Source organism: Pseudarthrobacter sp. BIM B-2242, from assembly GCF_014764445.1.
GTDB classification, from domain to species: Bacteria; Actinomycetota; Actinomycetes; order Actinomycetales; family Micrococcaceae; genus Arthrobacter; species Arthrobacter luteus_A.
In genome coordinates this window covers 3641930-3654106 of the sequence record NZ_CP061721.1, presented here as the reverse complement: position 1 = coordinate 3654106, position 12177 = coordinate 3641930, and the positions used below count along the sequence as shown (strand labels likewise).

Annotated in this window: 13 protein-coding genes; 10 read left to right on the top strand and 3 right to left on the bottom strand. The window is 66.0% G+C overall.

Annotation, left to right across the window (positions count from 1 at the left end):
- Positions 1–34: 34 nt before the first annotated feature.
- The 7 genes from IDT60_RS16895 to IDT60_RS16865 all read left to right on the top strand — a co-directional run bounded on the left by IDT60_RS16895 (position 35) and on the right by IDT60_RS16865 (position 7482).
- Entirely contained in the window at positions 35–355 is a 321-nt protein-coding gene (locus IDT60_RS16895) for a hypothetical protein (protein ID WP_191082045.1), read from the top strand.
- Positions 356–520: 165 nt separating this feature from the next.
- Entirely contained in the window at positions 521–1537 is a 1017-nt protein-coding gene (locus IDT60_RS16890; RefSeq protein WP_223883774.1) for a manganese catalase family protein, read from the top strand.
- Between the two features lie 250 nt (positions 1538–1787).
- Positions 1788–3236, top strand: coding sequence for a GntP family permease (locus tag IDT60_RS16885; protein WP_191079927.1), 1449 nt, complete (start codon positions 1788–1790; stop codon positions 3234–3236).
- A 49-nt stretch (positions 3237–3285) separates the two neighbouring features.
- A complete protein-coding gene (locus tag IDT60_RS16880; RefSeq protein ID WP_191079926.1) occupies positions 3286–4536 on the top strand; it encodes a CaiB/BaiF CoA-transferase family protein in 1251 nt (416 codons plus the stop codon).
- Positions 4533–5522, top strand: a complete 990-nt coding sequence (locus IDT60_RS16875; protein ID WP_191079925.1) for a hydroxymethylglutaryl-CoA lyase — start codon at positions 4533–4535, stop codon at positions 5520–5522. The genes IDT60_RS16880 and IDT60_RS16875 overlap by 4 nt, the downstream gene beginning before the upstream one ends.
- Before the next feature lie 2 nt (positions 5523–5524).
- Positions 5525–6514 (top strand): D-glycerate dehydrogenase, encoded by a 990-nt coding sequence (locus tag IDT60_RS16870; RefSeq protein WP_191079924.1) that lies wholly within the window; start codon positions 5525–5527, stop codon positions 6512–6514.
- Positions 6511–7482 (top strand): glycerate kinase, encoded by a 972-nt coding sequence (locus IDT60_RS16865; RefSeq protein ID WP_191079923.1) that lies wholly within the window; start codon positions 6511–6513, stop codon positions 7480–7482. The genes IDT60_RS16870 and IDT60_RS16865 overlap by 4 nt, the downstream gene beginning before the upstream one ends.
- Positions 7483–7522: 40 nt before the next feature.
- On the opposite strand, the gene IDT60_RS16860 is transcribed toward IDT60_RS16865, so the two are convergent.
- Both IDT60_RS16860 and IDT60_RS16855 read right to left on the bottom strand, forming a co-directional pair.
- Positions 7523–8317: an IclR family transcriptional regulator gene (locus IDT60_RS16860; protein ID WP_191079922.1), complete on the bottom strand. Its 795-nt coding sequence runs from the start codon at positions 8315–8317 to the stop codon at positions 7523–7525.
- A 91-nt stretch (positions 8318–8408) separates the two neighbouring features.
- Positions 8409–9293: a helix-turn-helix transcriptional regulator gene (locus IDT60_RS16855; RefSeq protein WP_191079921.1), complete on the bottom strand. Its 885-nt coding sequence runs from the start codon at positions 9291–9293 to the stop codon at positions 8409–8411.
- 176 nt (positions 9294–9469) lie between these two features.
- Between IDT60_RS16855 and IDT60_RS16850 the strand changes: the two genes are divergently transcribed.
- The 3 genes from IDT60_RS16850 to IDT60_RS16840 all read left to right on the top strand — a co-directional run bounded on the left by IDT60_RS16850 (position 9470) and on the right by IDT60_RS16840 (position 11554).
- Positions 9470–10327 carry an aldo/keto reductase gene (locus IDT60_RS16850; protein ID WP_191079920.1) on the top strand — a complete coding sequence of 286 codons (858 nt, stop codon included), beginning with the start codon at positions 9470–9472 and terminating at the stop codon, positions 10325–10327.
- Between the two features lie 14 nt (positions 10328–10341).
- Positions 10342–11058, top strand: a complete 717-nt coding sequence (locus IDT60_RS16845) for a flavodoxin (protein WP_223883773.1) — start codon at positions 10342–10344, stop codon at positions 11056–11058.
- 124 nt (positions 11059–11182) lie between these two features.
- Complete coding sequence (locus IDT60_RS16840) at positions 11183–11554, top strand: VOC family protein (RefSeq protein ID WP_191079919.1); 372 nt, start codon at positions 11183–11185, stop codon at positions 11552–11554.
- 18 nt (positions 11555–11572) lie between these two features.
- Here IDT60_RS16840 and IDT60_RS16835 read toward each other — a convergent pair whose 3' ends face one another.
- Positions 11573–12145, bottom strand: coding sequence for an MOSC domain-containing protein (locus tag IDT60_RS16835; RefSeq protein ID WP_164204873.1), 573 nt, complete (start codon positions 12143–12145; stop codon positions 11573–11575).
- Positions 12146–12177: the final 32 nt, after the last annotated feature.

Below are 12177 nucleotides of genomic sequence, written 5' to 3'. Positions count from 1 at the left end.
TCCCGGCGTGCGTGTGCGGTGGGACGATTTCAGTATGAGCGCAGACATTCCTGACAGCACACACGACCACGGCCCGCACCTGCATGCCCACTCGGCCCCGACAACACAGCAAATTCGGACGGTGGGGCAGCGACGCCGCGAGGCGGAGGAGAAATTGGAGCACCACCTCCAGGAGGCCCGGCACAAAGATCACCCGCACCACGACGGCGATGCTGAGCCTGCCGGGCCGGATTCCGTGGACAGCAGCGACGTTGCTGCCATCCAGGCGGACGAGGACCTGACCGCCGCGGACCGGGTGGACCTGATCGCCAACCAGGTGGTCGCCGAGGACGAAGGATCCACGGACCGCAAATAATCCCGGGGCGAGGCCTTCCCGGAGTCTGATGACCGGCGCCGCTGCGCCATGACTTCGCCATGCCTAAATGATAAGTATGCTTGCCAATTGGATGATAAGCATGCTTATGGTAGTGACACGGATCACGTCAATGCTCCGTCATCAGATCAATGAGTGAGGAAGCCCATGTACCTGCATACACAGCTTTTGATCAACGAAATCGCTGCCGACGAGCCGGATCCCGCTGCCGCCAACGCGCTACAGGAGGGTCTCGGCGGACAGTTCGGCGAGATGCGGACCATGATGCAGTACCTGTTCCAGAGCATGAACTTCCGTGGCGACGCCGCCGCCAAGCCCTACAAGGACCTGCTTCAGGGCGTAGGCACGGAGGAGATCAGCCACGTCGAGCTCATCGGAACCACCATCTCCCAGCTCCTGGACGGCTCCCCGCGGTACCAGGGCAAAAAGACAGACCCCCTGGATGAGCCGGGCGCCAAAGGTGCCACGCCCCTGAAGATCGCGCTGGACACCAGCAACATCCATCACTATTTGGTTGGCGCGCAGGGTGCTCTGCCAGTGGACGCGGCAGGAAACCCGTGGAGCGGCTCCTACGTCTACAACAGCGGCAACCTGGTCCTGGACCTGCTGTACAACCTCATGCTGGAATCCACCGGCCGGCTGCAGAAGTGCCGGATCTACGAGATGACAGAAAACAAAACGGCCCGGTCCACCATCGCGTACCTCATTGTCCGGGACCAGGCCCACGAGAACGCCTTCGCCAAGGCACTCGAATCCCTGGGCGTGAACTGGGGCAAGGTGCTGCCCATCCCCAAAACCAACGCCGAGCAGTTCCCCGAGGTCAAGAAGCTGCTGGACGTGGGCCTGCAGAGCATCCAGTACACGTTCAGCGCGGACAACCTCAGCGAGGCCGGCAAGCTCTACCGCGGCGCCTCGCCCTCCAATGACGGCACCGAGCTCAGCACGGACGTTATGCCAGAGGGCTTCCCGATGACCATCTCCCCGGAGCGCCGCGAGGAGTTCTCCCCGGGACTCGACCCCGACCTCCTCGCCCTGATCCAGGCGACCGCAGAGGTGGAGCTGCAGGACGCGAACAACCCCAAGGACACCACAGCTACGTCTGACGGCAAGGGCCGGGCCAAGAGCACCGCCACGAGCCCTGCCAAATCCGCAAAGAAGTCTTAGCCGGACTGTCCAACTGGGCTGTAAGCGACAGGGGTCGACGGCGGGAAGGTCCCGCCGTCGACCTTTTTCTTTGCCCAAAAAGCCCGGCCGTTGTGGCTCTTCGGCGTTGGTTAGGCCAGATCAAAAGCGTAAAAGTCTTGCATTGTGAGCTGAATCCCATAATATGGGTTTAGAGATGTGGCCCTCCTCACAAGGTGCTCTTCAATCCCCAAGCCTTCAACGCCGAAGGCCCAACGATCGGATTCCCCCAATGTCAGACATAGCTGTCCTGATCAACACGGCCGTGGCGGTCCTTGCCGCAGTGGTCCTGATTGTCCGTTTCAGAGTCAACCCCGTTATCGCCCTGGTGATCGGTTCGGTGTACCTCGGCCTCGCCGTAGGCCTGGGCGTCGAAAAGACCGTAGAGACCATCACCTCCGGGTTCGGCGAAATCATGGTGGAGGTTGGACTCCTCATCGCCTTTGGTGTGCTGATGGGGTCCATCCTCAACCAGAGCGGCGCCATCCGCCGCCTCGTGGAGCACCTGCTGAGCACGTTCGGTCCCAAGCGGCTGCCCTACACGATGGGCCTGGCCATCGGCACGGTCCTCCAGTCGATCTTCCTGGATGTACTGCTGGTCATTTCCGCTCCGCTGGCACGCAAGCTGGCGCCCAAGATCGGCAAACTTGGCACGGCCCGGATGGCGACGGCCATGGCCATCGCGCTCGAGTGCGGCATTGTCTTCACCGTTCCCGGCGTCGCGTCCCTCGCCCTGGCCGGCCTCCTGAACGTCCCGCTCGGCAAGATGCTCCTGTTCGGTCTCCTCCTGGTCATCCCCACCATCATCATTTCCATCGCGATCATGACGTTCCTCTTCCGGCGCGGCTTCTGGAGCGAAGCCAAGGACGAGGATCACACCTTCGTCGAAGAGGAGGACCGTGAGGGCGAAGAAGAGTCCGACGGCGGCACGAGCCAGTCAGCACCCGGCCAGTCCGCGGGCAGCGGGCAGGGTAACGGGGGAGCCGATGCCCGGCCGGGCCGCGGAACCGTGACGGTGGCCGAACGCGAACGGAAGCAGGCACCGCTGCTCCTGCTCTTCGCCCCGCTCCTGACCTCCCTGCTCCTCATCGGCGCCGGCGCCATCCTACAGATCCTGAACATCGACTTGCCCTGGCTCCAGCTCCTCGGAGAGCCCGTCATTGCCCTGCTCATCGGCCTGATCGGCACCTGCCTCGTCACCCGCGCCGCCATCGGCCAGGAAAAAGTCGAACAGGCCATCACCGTAGGCTTCAAGGAAAGCGGTCAGATCCTCATCCTCACCGGCGTGGGCGGATCCCTCGCCGCAACCGTCGCCGCAGCAGGCCTCGGCGACATCCTCGGCGGATTCTTCTCCGCCAGCACCGTCGCCCCGCTCCTGGTGGTCTGGGCCATCGCCGCTGTCCTGCACATCGCCGTCGGCTCCGTCACGCTGTCCGCCATCACCGCCGCCGGCCTGCTGGCCCCGATTGCCCCGGCCATCGGCCTGGACCCCGTGCTGCTGGCCCTCGCCGCCGGCGCCGGATCCCTCTTTATGGTCCACGTCACCAGCAACACGTTCTGGCTCCTGCAGTCACTCCTGGGGCAGAGTGTCCGGGGTGCGCTGAAGTCGGTGACCGTCGGCGTCTCGGTGGCATCCGTCGTCGCGATCCTCCTGATCCTTCCCATGAGCCTGCTGTTCTGACCGGAACCGCCCCGTCCGTCCTGGCCCACGCCAACGAAAGAAGATTGACATGACACAGACACCCATCGCGCCCCTGGAAGGGGTCCGCGTCCTGGAGCTCGGCAACTACATCGCCGCCCCCACCGCAGGCAGGCTGCTCGCCGACTTCGGCGCCGAAGTCATCAAGGTGGAACGGCCCGGAACCGGGGACGAACTGCGCAACTGGCGCCTCCACAAGGGCGATACGTCCATGCTGTACCGGACCATCAACCGCAACAAAAAATCCGTAGTGCTGGACCTCCGCACTGAAGCCGGCAAACAGGCAGTCCTCGCACTCGTTGCAGAGTCGGACATCCTGCTCGAAAACTTCCGGCCCGGCACGCTGGAAAAGTGGGGCCTCGGGCCCGAGGTCCTGAACGAGGCCAACCCGGACCTCATCATCACCCGCATCTCGGCCTTCGGGCAGACCGGCCCGCTGTCCGCCCGGCCCGGCTTCGCCGCCGTCGCCGAGGCCTACGGCGGGTTCCGGAACCTCGTGGGTGACCCGGACCGCCCCCCGGTCCGGGTGGGCGTCTCCATCGGGGACTCCATCGCCGGCCTCTACGCCGCCTTCGGCTCCATGATGAGCCTGTACCAGCGGGAAGCACGACGCCGGGACGCGGCCGCCGCTGTCCCGCTCACCGAGCGCATCATCGACGTGGCCCTCAACGAGGCGATGTTCTCCATGATGGAATCCCTTATCCCCGACTACCAGGCCTACGGAGTGGACCGGCAGCGGGTGGGCGGCCGGATGGAAGGGATCGCCCCCTCCAACGCCTACATCTGCAAGGACGGCGCAAGCATCGTGGTGGCCGGCAACGGTGACTCGATCTACCAGCGGTACATGGATACCATCGGCCGCCCGGACCTGGCCGCCGACCCGACGCTGCAGAGCAACGCCGGCCGGTGGGCCCGCCGTGAAGAACTCGACCAGGCCATCGGCGCCTGGACATCGGAGCTGGATGCCGCCGACGCCCTCGCAGCCCTGGATGCCGCCGGCGTGCCCGCCGGTCCCATCTACACCGCAGCGGACATCAGCACCGACACCCAATATGCTGCCCGGAACATGATCCAGAAGTTCGACGTCTCCACCGGGGACGAGGTCCTGCCCGGTGTCGGCTTCCCCGGCATCGTGCCCGTGATCGGCGACCAGTCCCTGCCCATCCGGAACCTCGGCCCGGACCTGGGCGAAAACACCGAAGAAATCCTTGCCGGGCTCCTGCACATGGACCCCGCCCAGATCAGTGCGGCCTCCGGCCGCGAGGAGGCCCTCCAGCCATGAACCCCGACCAAACCAGCCTCGCCAGCACGCTGGGCAACACCATCCTCCGGGACGTGACCCTGCGCGACGGGCTCCAGCTCACCGGGAAACTGCTCTCCACCGAGCGGAAAGTCGAAACCGTCCGCGAGCTGATCCGGCTCGGGGTGCCCGCCATCGAGCTCGGCTCCATGGCCCGCGCCGACCTCGTCCCCACCATGGCCAACACCCTCGACGTGGTCCAGGCCCTCACCCCCGAAGAACTGGAAAAATGCTGGATCTGGGTGGCCACCCCCGGCCACGTCGCCAAAGCCTCAGCCGCCGGCGCGCGGAACTTCCAGTACTGCCTCTCAGCCTCGGACTCGCACAACAAGGCCAACATCGGCCGCACCACCGAGGAAAGCCTCGCCGCACTGCCCGAAGCCATCAAGTACGCCCAGGCTGTCAACGGGCAGATCCAGCTCTGCATCGCCACATCGTTCACCTGCCCCTTCGAAGGCATCGTGCCTGAGGAGCGGATCCTCTCCATCGCCAACGATCCCCGGGCCGAGGGCACCACGGACATCGTCCTCTGCGACACCCTGGGACAGGCCTTCCCCGCCCAGGTGGCCGGGCTCATCACCCGCGTCCGGGACGAATCCCCGGCCCGCCGGGTCGTCTACCACGGCCACGACACCTGGGGCCTCGGCGTGGCCAACACCCTCGCCGCCATCCAGGCCGGCGCAACCATGGTGGACGGCGCCCTCGGCGGCCTCGGCGGCTGCCCGTTCGCACCCGGCGCCAGCGGCAATACCTCCAGCGAAGACATCCTCTTCGCCACCCGCCCGGAATGGCTTACCACAGACACCTTCGCAGACCTCGTGGTCCTGTCCGAAAAGCTGCTCGCCGAACTCGGCGAACCAAACCGCTCCAAAGCAGCCCAAGGCGCCCGGTCCAAGGCGCCCGCCTTCGAATGGGTCATTGCTGCGGAAAGCTCCAGCCCCGCACCCGGCGTTGCCGGAAGGAACTGAGCATGGGGAACCATTTCCTGGTCACCACGGCGATCCCGGAGCCCGGCCTGCAGCTGCTGTCCGACGCCGGCCGGGTCACTGTGCTGCCCGAACCGCCCGACTACGGCACGCTGGCGAGGCTGTGCGCCTCAGGCGATTTCGACGTCGTCCTTACCCAGTTGCGCGACGTCGTGGATGCACCGCTGCTGGCGGACGCCCGCATCAAGGGCGTGTCGAACTATGCCGTGGGGTACAACAACATCGACGTTGACGCCGCCACCCGGCACGGCATCCTGATTGGCAACACCCCGGGTGTGCTGACGGACGCGACGGCGGACATCGCCATGCTCCTCATCCTCGGCACGGCCCGCCGTGTCGTGGAAGCGGACCGGCTGGTCCGCGACGGCAAGTTCCTTGGCTGGGAACCGGAGCTCCTGCTGGGGCGGGACGTGTCCGGCGCCGTGCTGGGCCTGGCCGGCTTCGGCCGGATCGCCCGGGCCACCGCCCGGCGCGCGCTGGGATTCGGCATGGACGTGATCTTCTCGCCGAGGCCGCCGGGTGACAGGCCGGTCAGCGACGAGGAACTCGGCGAGTTCGCCGGCAAGGTCCGGCAGGTTCCGTGGACCGAGCTGGTGGAATCGAGCGACTTCCTTTCCTTGCACGTCCCGCTCAACGACCAGACCCGCCACCTTGTGGACGCCGGGGTGCTGGCACGGATGAAGCCCGACGCCATCCTCATCAATACCGCCCGCGGGCCGGTGGTGGACGAGGCCGCCCTGGTGGAGGCCCTCCGCAACGGGGTCATTGCCGGTGCCGGGCTGGACGTGTTCGAGGACGAACCCCGGCTGGCGCCCGGTCTCGCCGAACTGCCCAACACCGTGCTGCTGCCCCACGTCGGCAGCGCCACCGTCCGCGTCCGCAGCGAAATGGCACGGCTCAGCGCCCTCAACGCCATCGCCATCGCCGAGGGACGCTTACCGCTTCATCCGGTCAACTCCCTCATCGCCGTATGACCATCCTTATCGCCCCGGACAGCTTCAAGGGAACTTACTCGGCGGCGGAGGTCGCGGCGGCCATTGCCGCGGGAGTTAGCGACGGAGGACGATCGGCGACGCAACTGCCCGTCGCCGACGGAGGGGAGGGAACGTTCGACGCGCTCTGCCGCAGCCTGCGGGCATCACCGGTGAGTGTCGACGTCGTCAATTCCTGGGGCGAACCGCTGCAGGCAACTCTGGGGCTGGCAGCCGACGGAACCGCCGTCGTCGAGGTTGCCCAGGCGAGCGGCCTCTCGGCCGGGCGGACCAGCCCGGCCGATTCTTTCTCGGCCAGCACTTACGGCACGGGCCTGTTGATCGCCGCCGCGGTGAACCTTGGTGCCAAGCGCATCCTGGTGGCGGCCGGCGGATCAGCCACTACCGACGGCGGGTCCGGGGCGGTGCAGGCCATCAACGAAAACGGCGGCCTCGGCAGTGCCCGGATCACGGTGCTCTCCGACGTCACCACAACGTTCCTTGACGCACCAGGAGTCTTCGGACCCCAGAAAGGCGCGGATCCGGCCACCGTCAGACTGCTGGCGGACCGCCTCGCCCAGCTTGCCGGTTCCTATCCGCGCAACCCCGAGGGTGTTCCGCGCACCGGTGCTGCGGGAGGTCTGTCCGGCGGGCTGTGGGCGCATTTTGGAGCAGACCTTGTGTCCGGGGCGGATGCAGTCCTGGACGCAGCCGGGTTCGATGCCTTGCTCACGACTGCTGACGCCGTTGTGGTCGGGGAGGGGCGGCTGGACTCGCAAACAGGCGAAGGGAAAATCATCTCCGCAATCCTGGAACGCGTGCGGGACTCAGGACGGGATATCCCGGTGGTCGCAGTTGTCGGCTGTGTTGCTGACGACTTGGGGAGCTACGCCGAGCACTTTGCGGACATTTATATCGCCACCGATGCTGCCGCCATGCGCGTTGCCGGCAAGGCAATCGCCGCTCTGTAGCCGGCGTTGCAGGCGCAGGAGCCCGGTATTCCCTGCGGCTTTACTGCTCCCCGGGAAACCTGCCGCCGATCAGCCTGGTCATGTGCTCCGCCGTGGTGAGCAGCGGCTCCACCCACGCTTCGCACGTCTCCAGCGGCATCCGCAGGGTTGGACCGCTGATGGTCACCGCACCCACCAGGCTGGCCGCAGAATCGAAAACCGGGGCCGAAAGACCGGATGATCCGTCTTCACGCTCGCCGACGGTGATGGCGAACCCGTCCCGCCGGGTCTGCTTGACGGCGACAGCAAGGTCCTCGGACGTGGTGATGGTGGATTCCGTAATCGGTGTCAGGGGATCGCGCAGGACCGCGTCCATCAGCTCCGGATCCCAGGCAAGCAAGACCCGCCCGGCCGAGCCTGCGTAAAGCGGGGCCACTTTGCCCAGGTGCATCTCGCGGCGCAGGGCGTGGCGGGTTTCGGCCATGGCCACGCAGACGCGATAGTGCTGCTCGGACTTGAAGAAACAGGTTGTTTCGCCTGTGGTGTCGCGCAGGGTCTTGAGTAACGGGCTCAAAATGTCCACAACTTCCATCCCGCGGGTTGCGGGCGCCGCCCAGTAGGCCATCCGCATACCGATGCGGTAGGCGTCCTCCTCGCGGTCGAGGAATCCCTGGGAGGTCAGGTTGGTGACCAGCCGCTGCACCGTTGACGTGGGCATTCCCGTGTACTCGCGGATATCACTCAGCGACAGGACCGGCTTGGAGAGGGAGAACGCATCAAGGATCGACGTGATCTTTCCCAGGACAAGCAAGGGGTTGCTGCTGCTGGACTTAGATGATGAATCGGACGCCGACATGGAACTCACGCTAGACGGTGGGAACATACGAATCCACTCGGCACCCCCGGGCGGTTCCAGGAACCCAAAGAACCTCCCGCCGTGTTCGGTCTCAAGCCGTCGGCGGGACCACTGCGCTTGGTTCGGCCGGGCTTCTATTGCCGGCGCTCCAGCTGGCGAGGAAGTCCAGTTGATCCTGTGCGCGGCTGCCCGGCTCGGCGGTATAAGCGATCAGGGTCAGTCCCTCGCCCGGAAGCTCCAGGGCGTCGCCGGTGAGTTCGATCTCGCCTACAAGCGGATTGCGCAGCGTCTTCCGGGCCGTCCGGTGGAAACGGACGTTGTGCCGCGCCCACCTTGCGGAGAATTCAGTGCTGCCGGCGGCGAGGTCGCCAATAAGGTTGTTCAATGCCCGGTCCCGCGGGCTCCGGCCCGATTCCGTGCGCATTGCCGCCGCGAAATCGTCGGCGAGGGTTTCCCAGTCCACAAAGAAGTCCCGGGACCGCTGATCCAGGAACATGAACCGGGCAAGGTTCACCGGGAGCGTCTCCGGGCCGAGGATGTCCGTGTACAGGGCGAAGCAGAGGCTGTTGGCGGCCACCACGTCCATGCGGGCGTTCCGGACATAGGCGGGCGTCCCTGTCATCCCGGCCAGCAGCCTGTGGATGCTCGGGCGCACCTCAGACCGTGGACGGCGCACGCCCGATGCTGATGCAGGCGCAGCGGCTTTGGCCAGGTCATACAGATGGGCGCGTTCTGCCTCGTCGAGCTGCAGGGCACGGGCGAGCGAGTCAAGCACGGACTCGGACACGCCCCGCAGGTTTCCCCGCTCAAGGCGGGCATAGTACTCGGTACTGACGCCGGTCAGCATGGCCACTTCCTCGCGCTTGAGTCCGGCAACCCGCCTGGTTCCTCCGTAGGCGGGCAGCCCCGCCTGGGCCGGCGTGATCCGCGACCGTCTGGTCATGAGGAACTCGCGAACGTCGCTCGTATTGTCCATGGCCTCTACGCTACGGCGGTCCGGTGGGCTCTAACAGGAACTGCCAGTACACCGCACAACAGGCACTCCCACACAGGAAAGAGGGGTGGTTCCCTTGGATCAGGCCGGTTCCCGTTCGGGACACACCGTTGGCCAGGCGCAACGCTGACCACAAGAGACATAACGAAGGAAGACCCATGAAGACTGTCACGCTCAATAACGGCGTCGAGATGCCCATCCTGGGATTTGGCGTCTTCCAGATCCCGGAAGAAGATACGCAGGCCGCCGTCGAAGCAGCTCTGGCCGCCGGGTACCGGCATCTGGACACCGCCGCGTCCTACGGCAATGAGCAGGCCGTCGGGGCGGCCATCAAAGCCAGCGGCATCAGCCGCCGTGAACTTTTCATCACCACCAAAATCTGGATCCAGCACGCACCCGCAGGCAGCGTCTATGACGACAGCAAAGCCTCGTTTCAGAACTCCCTGAACCGGCTTGGACTGGACTATGTGGACCTCTACCTGATCCACCAGCCGCTCGGTGACTACTACAGCGAGTGGCGCGCCCTGCAGGACCTGAACAAGGACGGCCTGGCCAGGGCCATCGGTGTGTCCAACTTCCAGCCTGACCGGCTGGTGGACCTCATCGACCATAACGAAATCGTCCCTGCTGTGAACCAGATCGAGACCCACCCCTTCCACCAGCGCGCCGCCGACCAGGAACTGATGCGCCAACGCGGCGTCCAGATCGAGTCCTGGGGGCCGTTCGCGGAGGGCCGCAACAATCTCTTCACCGATCCCGTCCTGAGCGCCATCGCCGATGCCCACGGCAAGTCCGTCGCGCAGGTGGTGCTGCGCTGGCTCATCCAGCGCGACGTTGTGGTCATCCCGAAATCAGTCCGGCCGGAACGCATGGCCCAGAACCTCGATGTGTTCGGCTTCGCCCTTACCGATGAGCAGATGACCCGGATCGCGGCGCTGGACACCGGCGCCAGCCTCTTTTTCGACCACCGGGACCCCGCCATGGTCAGCTGGCTTGGCGACCGCCGGTACAGCTGAGAGCAGGACACGCTTTGAACGCCAATCCGCTGGACGTCAGCCGGCGGTCCGCCCTTCGCGGTGCTGCCGCCGGCCTGACCGGGGCGCTCCTGACTGCCGGAACGATAGCCTGCACACCTCAAGGACCAGGCGCACCGCCATCCCGGGAAGCCACCCCCGTTCCCGGCACTTCAGGCCCCGGCAACGGCCCGGGCAACGGCGGCGGGCGGATTCTGCTGGCTTACTTCTCCCGGGCGGGCGAGAACTATTACTACGGCGGCCGGACCAACCTTGAGGTCGGCAACACCGAGGTGCTCGCGGGCATGGTCAGCGCATTGATTCCGTGCCAGGTGCACCGGATAGAGGCTGCGGAGGCCTACCCGGGCAGCTATGACGCCACTGTGGCGCGCAATGTGCGCGAACAGCGTGAGGATGCCCGTCCCGCGATCAGGAACCCGCTGCCCGCCATCGACGAGTTTGACACCGTGATCCTGGCCAGCGGCATCTGGAACGTCAGGGCGCCGATGATCATGACCACCTTTGCCGAAAGCTACGACTTCACCGGGAAAACCGTCTTTCCCGTCACCACCCACGCCATGAGCGGGCTCGGGACCACCGCCCGCGACTATGGGGAATCCTGCCCCGGGGTCACGGTCGCGGAAGGCCTGGCAGTGAAAGGCGAGGAAGTCCGCGAGGCAGGGGCTGACATCCGGTCCTGGCTCCGGAGCGCGGGGCTCCTCCCGGCTGGATAACCGCAGTGCGGGAATGCTCGACGGCGGGACGTCCCGCCGTCGAACGCTCCAGTTCCCTGAAGCTCCCGCAGGCGGTGAGATGGGTATCATCGGAGCATCCGTCCCTTTGAGAGTGGAGTTACCCATGCAGCTCGGCGCCTTTTCGATCAGCCTCGCCGTCAAGGACATCGCGGCCTCGGCTGCGTTCTACGGGAAGCTCGGCTTCACGAGTTTCGGTGGCGACATCACCCAGAACTGGCTGATCCTGAAGAACGGTGAGACGGTTATCGGCCTCTTCCAAGGGATGTTTGAGAAGAACATGCTCACGTTCAACCCCGGCTGGAGCCAGAACGCCGAAGCGCTGGACTCGTTCACCGATGTTCGTGACCTGCAGAAGGAACTCAAGGCCCAGGGGATGGAGTTCACGTCCGAAGCGGACGAAGCAACGGCCGGGCCGGGCAGCTTCATCGTGGTGGACCCGGACGGCAACCCGGTCCTGGTAGACCAGCACGTCTGACCCGCTTCACCGGCCCTGCTAGGGCAGCCTTGACGCCCTCAACATCGACGCCTCGCCGGCGCGGCCAGGCTCCAGCGGAACCGGGCTGATCAGCACTGCCGGGCCGCGGTGCAGGATGCCGCCGGTGAGCGGCTGGCAGCGCACGCCGCCCCGGCCGCGCATCGCCTTGTGGGCGCCGGGGGCCAGCATCTGGTCCATCCACGCGCAGGGGTTGGCGGGCCGGCCGGCCTTGAACCACACCTCGTGCCCGTTGGATTCCAGCGCAAAGTCGCCGCCAATGAGCGGAGCGAGGTGGGCGCCGCGGAGGACGATGTTGCGCCGGGTCAGCAGCGGGTCGAACGGTGCGGCACCCAGTTCTGCCGCCATCGCTTCGAGGGCTTCAACCGAAAGAAGGGTGACGGCGGCATCCATGTGGGCGGCCTTGCCGAAAAACCGGTCACCCACGATCCCCTTGCCGGCCACCAGCTCGACGCTGTCCGCGTCCGCGGTGGGGACGTCCGCCGCCCCTTCGCGTGCGCGGCCGAAGTAGGCGTGTGCCGGTGACACCAGGAGGTGCCGGATCTCGACGTCGTACCGGTAGGTTTCTGTCATGTCCTAAAACTAACCTCCCGATTGGGGACCTC

Excerpts from the sequence above, each read along its gene's own strand:
- IDT60_RS16895 (WP_191082045.1), top strand. The coding sequence starts at position 35 with ATGAGCGCAGACATTCCTGACAGCACACACGACCACGGCCCGCACCTG.
- IDT60_RS16890 (WP_223883774.1), top strand. The coding sequence starts at position 521 with ATGTACCTGCATACACAGCTTTTGATCAACGAAATCGCTGCCGACGAG.
- IDT60_RS16885 (WP_191079927.1), top strand. The coding sequence starts at position 1,788 with ATGTCAGACATAGCTGTCCTGATCAACACGGCCGTGGCGGTCCTTGCC.
- IDT60_RS16880 (WP_191079926.1), top strand. The coding sequence starts at position 3,286 with ATGACACAGACACCCATCGCGCCCCTGGAAGGGGTCCGCGTCCTGGAG.
- IDT60_RS16875 (WP_191079925.1), top strand. The coding sequence starts at position 4,533 with ATGAACCCCGACCAAACCAGCCTCGCCAGCACGCTGGGCAACACCATC.
- IDT60_RS16870 (WP_191079924.1), top strand. The coding sequence starts at position 5,525 with ATGGGGAACCATTTCCTGGTCACCACGGCGATCCCGGAGCCCGGCCTG.
- IDT60_RS16865 (WP_191079923.1), top strand. The coding sequence starts at position 6,511 with ATGACCATCCTTATCGCCCCGGACAGCTTCAAGGGAACTTACTCGGCG.
- IDT60_RS16860 (WP_191079922.1), bottom strand. The coding sequence starts at position 8,317 with ATGTCGGCGTCCGATTCATCATCTAAGTCCAGCAGCAGCAACCCCTTG.
- IDT60_RS16855 (WP_191079921.1), bottom strand. The coding sequence starts at position 9,293 with ATGGACAATACGAGCGACGTTCGCGAGTTCCTCATGACCAGACGGTCG.
- IDT60_RS16850 (WP_191079920.1), top strand. The coding sequence starts at position 9,470 with ATGAAGACTGTCACGCTCAATAACGGCGTCGAGATGCCCATCCTGGGA.
- IDT60_RS16840 (WP_191079919.1), top strand. The coding sequence starts at position 11,183 with ATGCAGCTCGGCGCCTTTTCGATCAGCCTCGCCGTCAAGGACATCGCG.
- IDT60_RS16835 (WP_164204873.1), bottom strand. The coding sequence starts at position 12,145 with ATGACAGAAACCTACCGGTACGACGTCGAGATCCGGCACCTCCTGGTG.